This window comes from Enterococcus sp. AZ084 (genome assembly GCF_051714905.1).
Taxonomy (GTDB): domain Bacteria; phylum Bacillota; class Bacilli; order Lactobacillales; family Enterococcaceae; genus Enterococcus_B; species Enterococcus_B pernyi.
The window spans coordinates 407175-425408 of record NZ_JBIOSS010000001.1 but is presented as its reverse complement, the minus strand read 5'-3'; the positions used below and the strand labels follow the sequence as shown (position 1 = coordinate 425408).

Annotated in this window: 17 protein-coding genes; 8 read left to right on the top strand and 9 right to left on the bottom strand. The window is 39.2% G+C overall.

The annotated features are described in order from the left end of the window. Positions 1-167 precede the first annotated feature (167 nt). Together IGI79_RS02030 and IGI79_RS02025 are read right to left on the bottom strand one after the other, a co-directional pair. Complete coding sequence (locus IGI79_RS02030) at positions 168-1823, bottom strand: FAD-dependent oxidoreductase (RefSeq protein WP_438845657.1); 1656 nt, start codon at positions 1821-1823, stop codon at positions 168-170. Positions 1824-1826: 3 nt separating this feature from the next. Further along, positions 1827-2138: a rhodanese-like domain-containing protein gene (locus IGI79_RS02025; RefSeq protein ID WP_019722741.1), complete on the bottom strand. Its 312-nt coding sequence runs from the start codon at positions 2136-2138 to the stop codon at positions 1827-1829. Positions 2139-2308: 170 nt separating this feature from the next. Here IGI79_RS02025 and IGI79_RS02020 point away from each other — a divergent pair, with 170 nt between their 5' ends. Next, positions 2309-2569 carry a metal-sensitive transcriptional regulator gene (locus IGI79_RS02020; RefSeq protein ID WP_010736403.1) on the top strand — a complete coding sequence of 87 codons (261 nt, stop codon included), beginning with the start codon at positions 2309-2311 and terminating at the stop codon, positions 2567-2569. A 166-nt stretch (positions 2570-2735) separates the two neighbouring features. Here the strand turns inward: IGI79_RS02020 and IGI79_RS02015 are convergent, their stop codons facing one another. Beyond that, positions 2736-3551: a Cof-type HAD-IIB family hydrolase gene (locus tag IGI79_RS02015; protein ID WP_438845656.1), complete on the bottom strand. Its 816-nt coding sequence runs from the start codon at positions 3549-3551 to the stop codon at positions 2736-2738. Positions 3552-3624: 73 nt separating this feature from the next. Here IGI79_RS02015 and IGI79_RS02010 point away from each other — a divergent pair, with 73 nt between their 5' ends. After that, positions 3625-4572, top strand: a complete 948-nt coding sequence (locus tag IGI79_RS02010) for a LacI family DNA-binding transcriptional regulator (RefSeq protein ID WP_438846060.1) — start codon at positions 3625-3627, stop codon at positions 4570-4572. A 274-nt stretch (positions 4573-4846) separates the two neighbouring features. Here IGI79_RS02010 and tnpB read toward each other — a convergent pair whose 3' ends face one another. The 5 genes from tnpB to IGI79_RS01985 form a co-directional block, all read right to left on the bottom strand. Further along, positions 4847-5995, bottom strand: a complete 1149-nt coding sequence (gene tnpB / locus IGI79_RS02005) for an IS200/IS605 family element RNA-guided endonuclease TnpB (RefSeq protein ID WP_430608206.1) — start codon at positions 5993-5995, stop codon at positions 4847-4849. A gap of 16 nt (positions 5996-6011) precedes the next feature. After that, positions 6012-6416: an IS200/IS605 family transposase gene (tnpA, locus tag IGI79_RS02000; RefSeq protein ID WP_019723868.1), complete on the bottom strand. Its 405-nt coding sequence runs from the start codon at positions 6414-6416 to the stop codon at positions 6012-6014. Between the two features lie 220 nt (positions 6417-6636). After that, complete coding sequence (locus IGI79_RS01995; RefSeq protein ID WP_019723867.1) at positions 6637-7008, bottom strand: DUF7006 family protein; 372 nt, start codon at positions 7006-7008, stop codon at positions 6637-6639. 375 nt (positions 7009-7383) lie between these two features. Beyond that, positions 7384-7935 carry a CDP-alcohol phosphatidyltransferase family protein gene (locus IGI79_RS01990; protein WP_066026614.1) on the bottom strand — a complete coding sequence of 184 codons (552 nt, stop codon included), beginning with the start codon at positions 7933-7935 and terminating at the stop codon, positions 7384-7386. Between the two features lie 121 nt (positions 7936-8056). Further along, a complete protein-coding gene (locus tag IGI79_RS01985; RefSeq protein ID WP_065095852.1) occupies positions 8057-9976 on the bottom strand; it encodes an endonuclease MutS2 in 1920 nt (639 codons plus the stop codon). A 415-nt stretch (positions 9977-10391) separates the two neighbouring features. On the opposite strand from IGI79_RS01985, the gene IGI79_RS01980 reads away from it, so the two are divergent. After that, positions 10392-10769, top strand: a complete 378-nt coding sequence (locus IGI79_RS01980; protein ID WP_023519051.1) for a DUF1093 domain-containing protein — start codon at positions 10392-10394, stop codon at positions 10767-10769. Positions 10770-10981: 212 nt separating this feature from the next. Here the strand turns inward: IGI79_RS01980 and IGI79_RS01975 are convergent, their stop codons facing one another. Then, positions 10982-11962 (bottom strand): AraC family transcriptional regulator, encoded by a 981-nt coding sequence (locus tag IGI79_RS01975; protein ID WP_065096350.1) that lies wholly within the window; start codon positions 11960-11962, stop codon positions 10982-10984. A 122-nt stretch (positions 11963-12084) separates the two neighbouring features. On the opposite strand from IGI79_RS01975, the gene IGI79_RS01970 reads away from it, so the two are divergent. From IGI79_RS01970 to IGI79_RS01950, 5 genes are all read left to right on the top strand, one after another. Continuing rightward, a complete protein-coding gene (locus IGI79_RS01970) occupies positions 12085-13263 on the top strand; it encodes an MFS transporter (RefSeq protein WP_438845655.1) in 1179 nt (392 codons plus the stop codon). Positions 13264-13303: 40 nt separating this feature from the next. Further along, entirely contained in the window at positions 13304-14752 is a 1449-nt protein-coding gene (rhaB, locus tag IGI79_RS01965; protein WP_438845654.1) for a rhamnulokinase, read from the top strand. Positions 14753-14767: 15 nt separating this feature from the next. Beyond that, on the top strand, positions 14768-16024 hold the full coding sequence (gene rhaA, locus IGI79_RS01960; protein WP_066026605.1) for an L-rhamnose isomerase: 1257 nt from the start codon (positions 14768-14770) through the stop codon (positions 16022-16024). A 726-nt stretch (positions 16025-16750) separates the two neighbouring features. After that, entirely contained in the window at positions 16751-17575 is an 825-nt protein-coding gene (gene rhaD, locus IGI79_RS01955; RefSeq protein ID WP_438845653.1) for a rhamnulose-1-phosphate aldolase, read from the top strand. Between the two features lie 17 nt (positions 17576-17592). Next, complete coding sequence (locus tag IGI79_RS01950; protein WP_438845652.1) at positions 17593-18234, top strand: sugar O-acetyltransferase; 642 nt, start codon at positions 17593-17595, stop codon at positions 18232-18234.

Below are 18234 nucleotides of genomic sequence, written 5' to 3'. Positions count from 1 at the left end.
TGACGTATTCTGTCTAGTTGTATCGATGAAAGGTTGGAGTTTTGTCATTCGTCAGCTCCTATCCTTCAAAAAAATAGCCTAAAAAAGCGCCAAGTTCTAAAAATAGAAAAACGATCATCCAAGCTTACTACTTCCCTTACAAAGCTCGTCGGTCACACCCTCAAGTTCTACCCTTGAGGATAGCATAATTCATCTGGTCTGACGGCTTGGTACAGAGAAAAAGCGCCATCTAAATTTTTCACAGTGAATCCCGCTTGTTTCAAGATTCTTTCTGCTAAGTAGCTACGTAATCCACTATGACAACTGACGATATATTCTTGTTCTTTATCCAATTCGTCCAATCGTTGACGCAATTCAGATAAAGGGATATGGCTAGCTTTTGGGAAATAACCTTTTTGCAATTCTTCCTTATTCCGAACATCAAGCAATTGTTTCCCATGTGCTAATTCTTCTGGCAATTCATGCCACTGTATCATCTCACTCAATCCTTCGATGACATTCATCGCAATATAACCTAGCATATTTACTGGATCTTTCGCTGAACCAAAAGGCGGTGCATAAGTCAGTTCTAACTCTGGCAGGTCGAAGACTGTCAAATGCCCTTTAATGGCTGTCGCAAGAATATCGATTCGTTTATCTACTCCTTTTTGACCGATTCCTTGAGCTCCATAGATTTCCCCAGTTTCCGGATGGAAGATCAATTTCAACAACAAGTCCGTTGCACCAGGGTAATAGCCAGCATGATCTTTACCTGAAGCATGGAGGACTTGAAAAGATAAACCTGCTTTTTTTGCTTGTCGTTCTGTGATACCTGTGGAGGCAGCTGTCTGACCAAATGCTCGAACAATAGCCGTTCCAAGGCTGCCTTGATTCAGGCGTGGCCGCCCAGCCATGTTATCAGCAGCTTGTCGTCCTTGTCGATTCGCAGGTGAAGCTAAAGAAATCAATGCAGGTTCCTTCGTGATTTGATGTTTCACGACGATCGCATCTCCTACTGCAAAGATTGCCGGGTCACTCGTTTGATAATGTTCATCGACAACGATGCCACCACGTAATCCTAACGTTAAGCCAGCCATCTCAGCCAAGCGACTATCTGGTTGGACTCCGACCGAAAGAATCGTCAAATCTGACTCTAACATTTCGCCATTTTCTAGACGAAGCACGTTTCCTTGTTCTTCAAAACTAGTCACGGCACAATTTGTTAAAACTCGAACATCATTACTTTCTAATTCTTTTTGTACAAAAGAAGCCATCTCTTCATCCAACGTCGGTACAACTTGCGGAGTCCGTTCGACAATCGTTACATCCAGTCCACGTTTTTTTAGATTCTCTGCTACTTCAATACCAATAAAGCCTGCACCGATAACCACTGCTTTACGAGGTTGTTCCTCTAATTTTCCCATGATAGCATCAACATCTGGAACATTTCGCACGGTAAATACATTTTTGGTTTCAGACAAGCCTGTGATCTCAGGTATAAAAGGTTTAGCTCCTGGAGAAAGCAAAAGGGCGTCATACGTTTCTTTGTGGGATTTCCCTCCATGAGAAACTTCCACTTCTTTTGTTTCTGGAAAAATCGCTGTTACTTCATGTTCCACTCGAACATCTAAGCGAAAACGTGCAGCTAAACTTTCAGGTGTTTGGATCAGTAACTTTTCTCTTTCATCGATTTCACCAGAAAGATAGTATGGAAGGCCACAATTAGCAAAAGAAACATTGGGACCTTTTTCAAAAACAACGATTTCTGCATCTTCTTGCAGTCGTCTTAAACGAGTAGCCGCAGACATCCCTCCAGCAACACCGCCAATTATCACAAATTTCATTTTTTATCTTCCTCCAATCTTTTCCCCAAACCATTGATTCATCCCGCCACGAATATTGATTGCCTGATAACCAAGATTTTTTAATTCTTTCGTCGCTTGCTTACTACGCATTCCTGACTGACAAATAACGTATACCGGCGCTTGTTTATCCCCATTATACGTACTAATACGGTGTAAAGGAATATTTTCCGCTTGCTTAATATGCCCACCTCGGTATTCAGCCGGTGTTCTAACATCGATCAATTGGATGTTTTCTTTTAATTTATCTTGCAAATCCTTTACTGTTATTGATTGACTAAGTTGAAATAATCCCATTTTCATTCTCTCCTCTTTTTTTAGAAAAATATACCTACTGGGGTATATTCAACACGATAAATGTGATTATGTCAACCATTAAAACTTTTAATTTCAAAAAGTTGCAGTTTTCATTTGCAAATAATACCTATATAGGGTATTATTTGCAAAAAAGAGTGGGAGGTTCTATGATGACTATTGACAACAAAACAATTCTAAATCGCTTGAGACGTACAGAAGGACAAATTCGTGGTATCCAAAAAATGATTGACGAGGAAAAAGAGTGCATGGATATCATTACACAATTAAGCGCTGTTCGTTCAAGTATTGATCGTGTCATGGGGATGATCGTTGCTGAAAATTTAAAAAACTGCTTGGAGCATCCAGAAAACAGTGTGGAGGAACAAGCAAAAAAAATGGAACAAGCCATCAATATGATCATCAAAAAATAAACGCAGCAAGTTTCTGTCTCGCACTACCTAAAACCGAATAAACGGCGGAAACAAATGGAACCTCTTTGAAAAATAAGGCATCATCCACAAAAATTTGAAAAACAATTTTCGTGGATGATGTCTTATTTCTTATAGCTCAATGTTTCGGTAATTTGCCACCACTAAGTTACGTATATTTCCCTTCTACAATTGCTTGGATCGTATCGAGTACAGCCTCTGTATTATTTGATCCGATAATCATCGTAGCTGCTTCTTTGATCTTGGGCTGTCCATTTTCCATAGCAAAACTGTGCTTGATCTGTTGGATCATTTCAAAGTCATTCCCGCTATCGCCAAACGTAGCAATCTCATCCTCACTGATTCCCCATTTTTTGCCTAACAAGCGTAACCCGTTTAGTTTGTGGACACCAGGGATGATCAAATCGATATCTCCATGACCACTAGAGACCGGTATCAATCCCTCTCCTAAAGAATGCTTTGAGGCAGTTAGTTTTTCTGCCGCTTCTTGCTCATTGAAGGATAAAGCAAACTTGAAAATCGTTTCTTCTCCCTTAGCTAACGTATACAGGTCTTCTACCTTTTCAAGCTTAGGGTAGTAAAAACTTGCACGTTCAAACAACTCCTTAGAAACTTTATTAGAGAGATAGGCACTCTGTTTCCCACATAAGATCAAGTTCATTGGCGCTAACTCTTCCAATACATCTAATGTCTGAACGATTTTTTCAGGACGTAATTCTGCATTGTACACATGGTCTTCACCAATTAAAATATTTGCCCCATTTTCTGCTACGAATGCTATACTTTTATAAAGATCAGGGAAGAATGAACGCAACTGGAAATATTGATTTCCACTTGCTACAACAAACTTTATTTCTTTTTCCTGTAGTAAGTCAAAAAGTTTCTTAAAGCGTTCCTCATTGTATTTCTTTTGATCATTCAAAAATGTACCATCCATATCTACAGCGATCATTTTGATTGTCATTCCATTACCACCTTTCAGAAAAAGTATACCTACTGGGACGCGTCCCAAGTCAAGAGAAAAGGAGGAAAATCCCATCGTTACGATTCGAGAAATCGCAAAAATGTCAGGAGTATCCAAATCTACCGTTTCCAGAGTGATAAATAACGACCGTTACGTATCCGATGATTTACGAAAAAAAGTCCAATCCACTATTGAAGAGACGAACTATGTGGTGAACGGCAATGCTGTAAAATTGAGTAAAGGAGAAACCTATACTTTAGGTGTTACCTTGCCTAACAACAGTTCTTGCTATAATCAATTGGTGGATAGTATCTTGTATCAGGCAAAAAGTAAAGGGTATCAAGTATTATTACTCCCTACTTATTATGAAAAGGAGACGGAGAATCACTATTACACACTACTAGAGCAAAAAATGATCGACGGTCTTATTCTGACGTCACGAACAAAAAATGATGAACTACTTGAACCTCTTCGCTTCAAAGGAAAAATCGTCTCAACTGAAAAGATGGACAATGACGACCTTGCCATGATTTATCCGGATCGAAAAAAAGCGTATGATCAATTGTTTCTTACCCTGCATACCCGTGGTATTTCCAGAGTCATCTTTACTACTAAACGCAGTGCCTCACAAAGCCAGACTACAAAAAACAAATTGACTGCTTATGAAATGTATTTTGGAAAAGCGATTGAAGGAAAAAACTATTTCACTGGTATTGAAACCTATGCAGATGGCTATGCGTTCGCAATAGAGATCACAACTCACGCCTCTATTCCAGAGGTAATCTATGTCAATGGCGATGATACAGCAGCCGGTGTAATTTCAGGAATGAAACAGGCAGGATTCATTCATAAAAAAGATTTCACTGTCATAGGTGAAGGAAATCTACCATATAGTGAGATATTAGCCTTTTCAACTATTGATTTCTCCCCTAAAAAAATCGGCGCCTCCGCAGTAGATTTTCTCTTATCACAGAGTGACAGGATCGTGCAAGCAGAAGATCCAGTAATTATTTGGCGATAATGTGAAGTAGCTCCTTCAGAAATAAGCGTGAGACCTCAAAATTCCAAGAGGAATTTTCTGGGTTTCACGCTTATTTCTCAGGGCTGAACACTTAGGTCACAGCTTTTCTGTATAGTGAACTACTCACCACTTAGCTAAACCTACCGGTTTTTAACGCTTGAAGTGGGAGCTTCTTGGGAATAGAGCATACTTGCAAGCGTATTTCTTTACTCACAGCGGTTTCTCTTATTTACCAAGCTATCCCCGTAGTTCCTACGGTTTTTGATGATTGGATCTAAGCTAATCCCATAGAATGTAGTCTTAGACCTTCGGTCAGAATATTGATACTAGCATTGATATCTCGGTCATGATGAACATGACAAACAGGACAAGTCCATTCTCGAATTTCTAGAGATTTCTTGCCGTCTTTGTGTCCACAATTCGAACAGATTTGACTAGATGGGAACCACTTATCCACTTCGATAATATTTCGACCGTACCAGTCAGCTTTGTATTGTAACCTAGTCACAAAACTAGACCATGAAACATCCGAAATACTTTTTGCTAGTTTATGATTACGCAACATACCTTTTGTATTTAAGTCTTCTATACAGATCATATCGTGGTTTTTGATAATCTCTGTGCTCAACTTGTTTAGAAAGTCATTGCGTTGATTCATTACTTTTTCATGTAGTCGTGCTATTTTACGTTTTTGTTTTTGATAATTTCTAGCTTCAAACAGATTGATACCTTTTTGTTTAGCTAATAATGCACGTCTTGACAACTTACGTTGTTCACGTTTTAGTTTCTTTTCCATTTTTGACGTGAACTTATTATTATCAATCTTTTGACCGTCAGAAAGAATGGCAAAATCAGTTATACCAAGGTCAATTCCAATAGAAGAATCGTTTTTAGGAAGTTCAACTATTTCTTCTTTACACAACAAAGAAATATGGTAATTACCACTTGGATGACGTGAGATTGTGGCAGATTTGATAATTCCTTTAGGTTGTCTATGGAGTTTAATCTTGATTAAAGACTTCAACTTAGGAACTTTGATGAATTTATTATCAATCAAAGCTACTGTTCCTTTTTGGTTGTTAGTAGTATAGCTTTGTACAGGATTCTTCTTACTTTTGAATCGAGGAAACCCAACGGATTTATCTCTAAAAAAATTCTTATATGCCTTATCTAAATTAAGTTGTGCATTCGCTAAAGCAAGGCTATCTACTTCCTTCAAAAACGGAAATTCTTCCTTATATTGAGCTGGTGTTGGAAATTTTATTTTTGTAGAAGAATCATTTTTAGTTTCTTCATAATTTTTCATTCGGTCATCAAGCATTAGATTGTAGACCTTACGGACACAACCAAAAGACTTAGCAAAGAAAATTTCCTGCTCTTCTGTTGGATAAATTCTGAATTTATATGCTTTTAGTCGCTCCATAAGACTCACCTACTCTCTATTTGTGGTTATTACCTTGATTCTGAATATACTTTTTGATGACATCAATTGATGCGCTACCAGTTGTCAACAGGCAGAAACTTTTAGACCAAAACATTTCTTTCCAAAGATATTGTTTTACTCTAGGATAGTCACGCTTTATCAAGCGTGAACTAGCGCTTTTATAAGCGTTGATGAACTTTGTCAGCTCTGTTTTTGGCTGTGCTTTGAACATAATATGAACATGATCTTCATCATGATTCCACTCAACGAGAGTGATGTGATATGACTCTGCAATTCGTACAAAAGTTATTTTAGCAAATTCAGATATTTCATCATCAATCACTTGTCTACGGTATTTAGTTACCAGTACAAGATGATAATAGAGAAGAAACACTGAATGATTATTAGTATCTAGTTCCATTGTTATATCAGCTCATTTCTTATATAGACTGATTATAACATAGTACAAAATAAAAAGGCAATATGCATTACATGTCGGTTTTCGAGTTACCAACGGTAACCCTCATACCGAATGGCATTCATCACCCACCTATAGAGGATGAGCGACTTCTGCCTGAATTAAGTTAAAAACTATGTCGAATCTTTTCCCTTGATAGAGAAATAGCTGTAAGATTGACTGGCTATTTTTCACTCAGATAGATCAATCCGCGCGGAATAGGATCTTTCTTCGTTAACCCTATCCGTTCTCTATAAAAAGAAAAGCTATCTCTCTTGATCATTTCAATGATTTTCTCTTCATTCATTTCTAATTTCAACGATTCGATACATTCCGCCATTTCGTAAAGTATCTGTAGCTGTGCATCGATCCCTAACAACTCTTGTAATTGCTCAAACACAGGTCCGTCCTTTTGAGAGACGACCTCTAAAAAACGATGATGAAGTTCTTTGTAAAAAGAAGCTAAAAGTGGATAGTTGATGGAAAAACAGTTTTCCATAAATTCTCTATAATGTTTTAAGTATTCTTCACTAGATTGAATATTCGATAAATTCATAAATTACCTCTCCTTCTGATGATTGATAGTAAAACCTAAAATATGTACATATGACTGATTGAATCGACCTTATTTTTTGTGAACTATCTGTTTCTCGAATAGATTATAATAAAATCATATAGTCTTCTCTGTGTAATTTCAACTTCACATATTGCCTAACTCCTTGAAATATTTACTCTTGAATCATTGCTACGTCTATGCTTCGGCATATTACCAGCTATTTTTTTTGCATTCAGTTGATTTTTTTTATCTTAAACCAAAAAAAAATCAATCTCAGCCAGTTTTGACTTCGATTGATTTTCGATAAATTCTTCACTTAAATTGCAACGGCACTCTTCTCATTCGCTGTTACAACAATAAGATACACCAAACTACCTAGCGCTTCAGTAGTTTACGATACTCCAAAGCATATAAAACAAAGGACTGAGCCAAACTGTAGGTAATGATTGCAAATATCACCATGACCCATCCTTCAGGAATCGCCGGGAAAAGTAACAGCAGGATCATCCCTACATAAATCACAGCTGTCGCCCATTTACCATACCACTTTGCTCCATCTAATTTGACCTGTTTACGCAAAGCAACGATCCCAGCAATCACCATAAATGCTTCTTTCACAATAAATAAAGCTAAAACGAGCCAGATATACGGACGTTCCCATGCCATGGAGATGATCAAGACCAATTGGGTCAACTTATCACCGATTGGATCAAGAACTTTTCCAAGTTCTGTGATCTGATTGAATCTTCGGGCGATGTATCCATCTAAAAAGTCTGTGACTCCTGAAAAGAGGATGATCGATCCAGCCAGATAGAAAGCTTGCTTACTCATAAAATACAAATAAAAAGGCAATAAAAGAATTCTTATAATCGATAGTAGATTCGGAATCGTGCGAATTTCTTTTCGCCAATCAGATGCTCCATTCATTACTTAACAACTCCCAAAATGTCATTTCATCTATTTTACCGTACTTTCCACGTGGAACCAATCAATTGTCGGTTTTTTAGCGCAATCTTTTTCCAACACTTCATACATCATTGAGAATCTGTTATTGTTCTTTTTCATGATTTTCATTTCGTGCAGCCTGACGCTGACGGGTTTCTTTTAATAATTTTTTGTGGGCTTTTTTTGAACCTCGTTCGATATCTCGTTCCCATTTTCTCGTTTTAAAATCTGTAAATAGCTGATCGATCTCATAGCCTACAGGATAAAGTTCTTCTGCTCTCATTTTTAAAAGGACACGCTGTCGAAGGACCGTTTCTTTTTGGTTATCAACAAAAATCACGATCGTCTCTTCGCCAGTGTCTTCAAAGACTAATGCTTCTTTTTTGTATTGGGTGGCATATACCCGATCCCCTTTTGAAAATAAAACCTTTTCTTCGTTCTTGACTTCTTGCGTCTTCACTTGTTGTTTGAATAAGCGTTTTTCCCTTGAATAGTCTTTCGTAGAAAGATACTGCTGAGCTTGTTGGATCAAGTCCTCTGACATTTGCATTTTTTTAGCGATCCACAATGCTTGGCTTTCCCCTGTTTTTCCTACCTGTAATTGATACTTTGGTTGTAAGGCTTCTCGGTCAAAAGCCATTGCTGCCGGCACAAAATCTTCATGTCGTTCCGCAAACTCTTTGATTTCGCCGTAATGGGTCGTTGCAACCATCAGCGCACCTTTCTCATACATTGCAGACATGATGGCGATTGCTAAAGCTGCACCTTCCGTTGGTTCTGTTCCACTACCGATCTCATCAAGTAAAACTAGGGTATTTCTACCCACTTTATTCAAAATCTGTGCGATATTTTGCATATGCCCAGAAAAAGTACTCAATGCATTCGCTAAATCTTGTTGATCGCCGACATCGACAAAAACTTCGTCGAATACGGCAAGCTCTGTCCCATCTTTTGCTGGTACTTGCAGACCAAACATTGCCATCAACGTCAGCAATCCGACTGTTTTCAAAACAACTGTTTTCCCACCAGCATTTGCACCTGTGATCACTAATCCACGATATTCTGCACCCAAATCAAAATCTAAGGGCACAGCTTTTTCTGATAACAGTGGATGTCTCGCTTGTTTCAGATGGATGCGTTCTGATTTATTGATGATAGGTGTGATGCCATTGATCTCTCTACTGTATTTCCCACGTGCGAAAATAATATCGAAAACGGTGACCGTTTCGATGATTTGATCGATTGCCTGTTCATTTTCAGCTAATGCCCCAGTCAAACTTGCTAGAATCTGATATTCTTCAGCAATTTCCTCTGCTTTCAATAATTGATGTTGTGCGCTTGCTTTAGCGACTGCTGTTGGTTCGATGAATACCGTCGTACCTTTATTCGACTGTTCAATGATCGTTCCGGCTACTTTATTTTTATAACTCGCTTTGATCGGGATCGTTGCGTGTTCCCCTTTTTGAACGATCATCGCTTCTTGGATCATTTCTTTATTCCCAGGATGTCGCAAGAATTTTAGCAAACGATCTTGGATTTCTTTTTCTACCGTTTGGATTTGTTTTCGTACTTTACGTAGATTTTTTGATGCTTCATCTGCGACTTGTTGGTTCTTGATTTGTTCATAAACTAAGTCCTCTACTGATTGAAGATCCGGTAGATTTTTACTGTACGCATACAGTAATGGCGTTTGATATTGGTTTTTTTCAAAGAAGCGAGTGATCATTCGACTGCTTCTTAAAAAATCAGCGTATTCAATCAATTCAGCGGGGGTTAAGATCAAGCCTTTTTTCACTTGGTCAGTTAATGCCACAATTCGTGTCAGCCCCATAAAGGGCACGTGCTGGCTACTTTCTAAAATCGTACGGGCTTCTTTCGTTTCTGTTTGTCTTGTTTCTACGGTCTGCAGATTTGTCGGGATTGACATTTCTGCCAGACGTTCTTTCGTGTGATCTCCGATTGCTCGGGCAATCACTTCTTTTCTGATTTGTTCAAATTGTAATTGTTTGATTGTATGATTCATATTCTCTCCTTTTCTTGAAGAGATACCTGTCCCCAAAATAAATAAAGACCTAAAATAGAATAAAAGGGCAGGACACAGCTAAAATAAGACATGTCCTCCCCTTGATTTGATTACAAGAAATTGTTTCAGACAGGTACCATCTATAAGCACACCAAATAAGCCTACTGCTTTATTGGTTATTCAACTTACTCGATTAGATACCTACTACACTCATCAAAATACCTCGTTCATCTAGGTTTTATTTATTTTTCTTTTTTACTATAGCAAGCGGTTGCCAGAATGTCAAACAGATACTGAACTAGTCTGAATGGTATTATTTTAATAATATTTCAAAATTGTCACGTTTTTCGATTTTCAAACACTGTATCAATCGGCGATAATTGGATATATCAAGAAACATAAAAGGATGGATATGATGAAAAAATTAATTGGAGCAATCGCTCTCTTATTGTTATTGTTTGGTGGCTACAAAGGTTATCAATATTATGATCAGACCTACAATAGCCAAGTTGCCTACGCAAAAGTACCGGAAAAGGTTCCACCTTTGAAAGATGCACGAAATGATAGCGGCGAAAAAATGTGGGATTGGAAAGCGTATGACTATGAATTATCCTTTGTTACTAAGGATGGCAAAACGATCAAATTGCCTTATACGATTGCTTCAGAAAATCCAACACCGTTAGAACCTAATAGTTATGTCAAAGCAGAGGTCAGCCAAAAACGAGTAACCTCTGGACCAACGACGATAAATGAAAATCAAGTACCAAATAATGTTCTAACTGCTTTAAATTAACAAAAAACAACTGCGATCTGAGGTCGGGACAGAAGTGTTCAGCCTCGAGAAATAAGGCGCCATCCACAAAAATTTGAAAAACAATTTTCGTGGATGGCGCCTTATTTCTCGAAGAGGTTACTTCTGTTCCCGTCGTTTATTCGGTTATAGGTGGAGGGAGAACTAATGTCCCACTCCCTTCGCAGTTGTTTTTTTATGTATCGCCCACGTCCTCAACGCTGTTTGCGAATGGCGATTGGCGTATCCCCAAAATATTCTCGATATTTTTTGTAAAAATGTGTCTTATTGGAAAAACCTACACTGGCCGCAATCTCCTCAATCGAGAAACGGGTAGATAAAATTAGATCCTGTGCTTCATGTAATCGTTGATTCGTAATCAATTGTTTGAAGGATTTGCCTGTCTGTTGCTTGATCAAATTAGACAGATAATTGGGATTATACCCTAACTCATCTGCCAATGTTTTTAGGTTCAATGTTCGATAGTCACTTTCGATCCGTTGTAAAATTTTGATCATCAAGTTGCTTTGTCCATCTTTTTTGTAGATCTTTGCTAATTGTGAGTGATAGACTCTAGAAAGCTGTAAAAATAACACTTGTGAAAAAGCGTTCATGATTTCATTTCCCAGATGTTTTTTTGAAAAATATTCGAGGATCATCTGATCCAACGTGACTTGGATCTCTGGTTCTTTAGCTAAGTGTAACAAAAGATGTGTTTCATTATAGCCGGGTTCTAAAATGGCATTCATCAAAAAATTATACGTCAAACCCCCACTACGATTATCGATTTTTTTCAGAAGATTGATATTGATATCATTTGTTTTGAATAAGAAATTCAGTAAAATATCTTTTTCACCCAAAGGCATCAGCTCATGGCGACTGTTTGTATCTAAAAGTAATAATTGTCCTTCTTTCAAAGTGATTGGCAGACCGTTGACGATCTGTTCTGAAGTACCGCAATACATATAATTGAATTCTAAAAAATGGTGGGAATGTAGTGGATAATGAGCGAAGCGTCGATGTTGGCGAATCAAAATATTATTTTCTTGAAAAAGATGGTGATCGTCTAATTTGAATTGCTGGTCTTGTTCGTCTAAGTTTTCTCCTTCAAATTCCTTGATCCATTGCCCCGTCTTTCGCTGTTCTAACTCTTCGGGTGTATACGGCAGAAAGATCTTTTGTACAAACGGATTCATCGTTTTACTCCCCCTTGATATGTAAATTTGACACCAATATAGTAACATACTGACATTGTTGTGAAAAGGGTTACAAGATATGATGAGTGCAACAAATACATCTTCATCTGGAGGAACAAGCTATGAGAAAGACTTGGTTGATGAAACTGTCGCTGTTATCCATTTCCTTAGTTTTAACGTCAAATACTGCTATCGCATCCGCTTTACCGATGATGTTAGGCTACTTCAATGATCAATCGGCTTCATCCGTCGAACTACTGATGACCATTCCTCAACTAACTGTTGTGATTTTTATTGCTTTGAGTAGTTTGATTGCCAAAGCCATCGGACAGAAACAAACTGTCTTACTTGGGTTGTTGCTTGCTGGAGTTGCTGGCGTGTTACCTGTCTTCACTGCCAACTTCTATTTATTGATGATCTCCCGCGCAGCATTAGGTGCTGGCTTTGGTCTCTTCAACTCGTTGGCAGTCAGTATGATCAGCGAATTTTTTGAAGGCGAAGAAGCTGCCACATTGATTGGCTTCCAATCCGCCTTTCAAGGTTTAGGAGCTGCAGTCATGACCTTCACTGCCGGACGTCTCCTCACTTTTGGCTGGCAAAAAGCGTTCTTAGTTTACTTGATCACCATTCCGATCATCTTCTTATTTATGGCTTTCGTCCCTGAACCACCCCAGAAAAAAGAAAACTTCGCTTCTAAAAAAGCAACATCAGAAAAAGGAACACTCCGTCCGACCACTCTCATGTATGGCATTTTGATCTTCTTTCTCTGTATTTTCTACATGATCGTTGTCGTTAAGCTTTCGACCTTCATCGTGACTGAAAATCTAGGAACAGAATCAGATGCCGGAACGGTTCTTTCTTTTATGCAGATTGCTAACATGGTTGCTGGTTTCTTATTCGGGTTGATTTACAAAGGATTGAAACGATGGACGTTGCCTATTTCTTTTTTCATCATGGCAGCAAGCTTATTCCTCATCTTGACAGCCAATCATTTATTTATGATCGGTATAGGGGCTGCACTGAACGGTATCGCCTTTGCTCTGTTCGTTCCTTACATCTTCAATGATGCTACTCGTTCAGTTCCGCAGGCAGCAAAAGCAAGTACCACTTCCTTTATTCTCGTTCTAGCAAATATCGGTAACTTTGTTTCACCCTATGGACATCAACTTCTGGAAAGGTTCGGTATCGGTTCTGATGCTTTACAAAATATTTTTATCAATGGCTGCATTTTGATGACCGTTTTAGGTATTCTTTTTCTTCTCCTTACTTTTAAAAAGAAGCCACTCCCAAATGAAGTCTAGTTTTCGTTGATTCAAGCAAAAACAAATTGGAGGAATTTTGATGAATTATCTTGCTATCGATATTGGCGCTTCAAGTGGTCGCTTGATCCATGCCAATCTTAATGAATTAGGCCGTTTTGACTTACAGGAAGTCCATCGCTTCAAAAATGGATTTGAAAAAATCGATGGTGTCGCAAAGTGGCCGCTCACACACCTAGTCACTGAAATCTTAAAAGGTTTGGAAAAAGCCAAGCAACAAGGTATCGCAGAATGTTATGTCGGCATCGATACTTGGGGTGTCGATTATGGCTTGCTTGATGTTGATGGTCATTTGATCGACGCCCCGACGAGCTATCGTGATGAGCGAACGAAAGATGCCATCCCACAATTTGAACAAAACATGCCACTAGATGAACTTTACCAAAAAACAGGTATCCAACTGCAACCATTCAACACGGTGTTTCAATTACTTGTTGAAGAAAAAGAAACTTTAACAAATGCCCATCGCTTGCTATTGATGCCTGATCTACTCGGTTACCTCTTCACTGGAGAAGCAGTCACTGAAAAGACTAATGCATCTACTATGCAGCTTCTGAACTTAGAAACTCGGAAATGGGACCCTGATATTTTAGCTGTTTTAGGCATCGATACTGCCCTTTTCCCACGAATCACCGAGCCTGGACAGATTCTAGGCGAATTACAAACTGCCCAATTCCCGACCTATGATCTGCCAAAAGCGACCTTTATTACGATTGCTTCTCACGACACTGCTTCAGCAGTTGTCGGCACACCCGCGACTGGCAAAGATTGGGCATACATCAGTTCAGGCACTTGGTCGTTGATGGGTGTAGAGATTCCTGAAGGCATTTCAACAAAAGAAGCATTTGACGCTAACTTTACAAATGAATGGGGTGTGCAAGGAACCATTCGCTTCTTAAAAAATATCATGGGTATGTGGTTGATCCAAGAAGTTGCTCGTTTGCAAGATGGTGCCTATAGTTTTGCTGAATTGGCAGAACTGGCAGCACAGGAAGCGCCTTTCCAACAATTGATCAACGTCAACGACCCACGTTTCTTGAATCCCCAAAATATGATTCAAGAATTACAAGATTATTGTAAAGAAACAAACCAATCTATCCCTCAAACCCCTGGTCAGCTGGCTCGCTGTATCTATGACAATTTAGCTCTATGCTACGCTGTCGAACTAGAAAACTTAGCACGGATCACCGGAAAAGAATTTCATCATTTACACATCGTCGGTGGGGGTTCAAATAACACCTTCCTTAATCAGCTGACAGCCGATATTTGCAATATCGAAGTCGAAGCAGGCCCAGATGAAGCGACCGCTATTGGCAATCTAATGGTCCAAATGATTGCAACGAACGGCTACGGTACGTTGCAACTGGCGCGTGAAGCAATCAGAGATTCTGTTTCATTAACCACTTTTCACCCTCGACATACCGAGGAAATGACACAAGCACTTGCTAGATATAAAGAATTTTTAATATAAAAGGAGAGATTCAATATGATGAATGTCAAAGAACGTTATGAAGAAGCCAAAGCAAAATATGCGAGTATCGGTGTCGATACTGAGGAGGTCTTGCAGAAACTCGCAGAAGTGAAGATTTCGATGCATTGTTGGCAAGGCGATGATGTCAAAGGATTTTTGACACCAGATGGAGAACTGACTGGCGGCATCATGGCTACAGGAAACTATCCTGGAGCCGCACATACGCCGGACCAATTACGCCAAGATTTAGAAAAAGCTTTCTCATTGATTCCTGGGAATCATAAATTGAATTTACATGCCATGTATCTAGATACAGACGAACCGGTCGATTTAAATGAGATCGAGCCAAAACATTTCGAGAAATGGGTCGCATGGGCAAAAGAACAAGGGATCGGTCTTGATTTCAACCCAACCTTCTTCTCTCACCCAATGATGAAAGATGGCTTGACACTTGCTCATCCAGACAAAGAAGTACGGGATTACTGGATCGAACATGGGAAACGCGCTCGTAAAATCGCCGAGTATATGGGAAAAGAAATCGGACAAACATGTATCGATAATTTTTGGATGCCTGATGGAATGAAAGACAATCCAATCGACCGCCTATCTCCACGCCAACGGTTGATGGAATCTTTAGATGAGATTTTCTCAGAAGATCTCAACGAAGAATATACACAAGATGCCGTAGAATCCAAACTATTCGGACTTGGTGCCGAAGCTTACACAGTAGGTTCACACGAATTTTATATGGGCTATGGATTGACACGTAACAAATTGATTTGCCTAGACGCAGGACACTTCCATCCAACTGAAGTCATCTCCAACAAACTTTCGTCTTTAGCCTTATTCTCAAAAGGGATCATGCTTCACGTCTCTCGTCCTGTGCGTTGGGATTCAGACCATGTTGTGATCATGGATGATGAATTACAAGAAATCGGCAAAGAATTAGTCCGCAATGACTTACTCGGAAAAACAGCGATCGGTCTCGACTTCTTCGATGCCACCATCAACCGAATCGCCGCTTGGGCAATCGGCACAAGAAATACGCAAAAGGCATTGTTAAAAGCCATGCTTGAACCAATCGAAGAATTAAAAGAAGCCGAACTAAACTTCGACTTCACCAAACGCTTAGCCTTCACTGAAGAATTAAAAGACTTCCCATACGCCGACGTTTGGAATTACTTCTGTGAAATCAACAACGTCCCAGTAGGCATGGACTGGTACCAAGAAGTCCTACAATATGAAAAAGACGTACAAAGTAAGAGGTTGTGAAAGAAGCGTTCAGCACTAAGGCATAAGACAGGAAAATCGAAAATGGCTGTTTCATTTTTGATTTTTCTGACTTATGCCCGAAGTGTTGCTTCTTGAACACCGTTTATTAGGTCGTGAAAGAAGCGTTCTGACCTGAGCAGTAAGATAGAAAATCAAAAAATAGCTCCTCATATTTTATGATTTTTTAGCTTAATGTTGAAGGTCAGCTTCTTGAACACCGTTTATCAAGGTTGTGAGAAAGCCGTTCAGCTCCGAGTATTAAGACGGAAATCGAGAAAATAGTTCCTCATATTTTTTCGTTTTTTGACTTAATATTGAAGGAGCTGGCTTTCGAACACCGTTTATCACAGGTTGTGAAAGAAGCGTTCAGCACTAAGGCATAAGACAGGAAAATCGAAAATGGCTGTTTCATTTTTTATTTTTCTGGCTTATGACCGAAGTGTTGCTTCTTGAACACCGTTTATCAAGGTCGTGAAAGAAGCGCTCTGACCTGAGCAGTAAGATAGAAAATCGAAAATGGCTGGTTCATTTTTGATTTTTCTGGCTTATGACCGAAGTGTTGCTTCATGAACACTATCTATCAAGTTGTAAAAATGCCCCTCACCTATCAACAGAAGCTTTCGAGAATCCGTCTAACTGATTTTGAGGTTCTTTCTGTTGATTTACAAAATAACCACATACTACATGTTCTTTCTATTCATCAGAAAAAGAAAAGAGGTCTCACTCGTGAAAAAATTAGCGATGCTCACTGCTTCATTTGTACAAGAGATGATTCAAGCAACAACCAATATGTACCGCCTAGGATGGGATGAACGTAATGGTGGGAATATCACCTATTTATTAGAAGAAGCGCAAGTCTTACCTTTTATCGACCCTACGAAAGTTTTACGAACACTGCCGTTGCCATTTGATGCCCAAGAATTAGCCGGAAGGTATTTCTTAGTGACAGGGTCTGGAAAATATTTTAAAAATGTACAGGCAGAGCCAGAAGAAAATCTTGGATTGATCCGTGTGACCGAAGATGGTCATGCGATCGACATTTTGTGGGGATTAGCCCCTGATGCTGTTCCGACTTCTGAGTTACCAAGTCATTTCATGAGCCATATCGCTCGATTAAGTGTCGATCCAGATAACCGCATCGTCATGCATTGTCATGCAACACACTTGTTAGCCATGACTTTTAGCCATCCACTTTCTGAACGCGAATTGACTCGTACATTATGGCAAATGTGTACAGAGTGCTTAGTTGTCTTTCCAGAAGGCATTTCGGTCATTCCATGGTTAGTTCCTGGTTCGAATGAAATCGGCGAAGCAACTGCTGCAAAAATGAAAGAAACCCGTTTAGTCGTTTGGCCACAACATGGGATCTATGGTTCTGGAAAAGATATGGATGAAACATTTGGTTTGATTGAAACAGCTGAAAAAGCTGCCCAAGTCTATACGATCGTCATGGCACAAGGTGGCATCAAGCAGACGCTAGAAGATGATAATTTGAAATTACTTGCTGATGCGTTTGGAGTTGTCCCACGTGCTGGCTATTTGAACGATTAACAATCGTGAGGTGCAAAATGAAATCCAATGTCGAAAAAATGATTGCTGGTGAGGTCTATCGTCAAGATGAAGAATTATTGCAGCTTCGTTTGGTCACGAGAGATCTCCTTTATGAATTCAATCATATCCATCCTCGAAAATTATCTGAACGTCAGCAATTGATCAAAAAAATGTTCAAGCAAACAGGTAATGAACTCTTTGTTGAACAACCCTTTCATTGCGACTATGGAATCAACATCACCGTTGGAGAAAACTTTTTAGCCAATAATAATTGCACGTTACTTGATGTTGCTCCGATCACGATTGGTAAGGATGTCTTACTTGCTCCAAATGTTGGGATCTACACAGCCGGCCATGCCTTAGATCCTGTTTTACGACAAGAGCACCAAGCAGAATTTGGGGCGCCTGTTACGATCGGCGACAACGTCTGGATCGGAGCAAATACATCCATACTGCCCGGGGTGACAATCGGTGATCATGTAGTGATTGGGGCAGGAAGTGTCGTCACGAAGGATATTCCAGCTAATTCTTTAGCAGTAGGAAATCCTTGCCATGTGGTGCGGACATTCAATAAAAAAGATCGCACCTATTATTTCAAAAAACTGCGGTATCCACCAGAATATACAATTTCTGAAACCGACCAACCTAAAGGAGAGTAA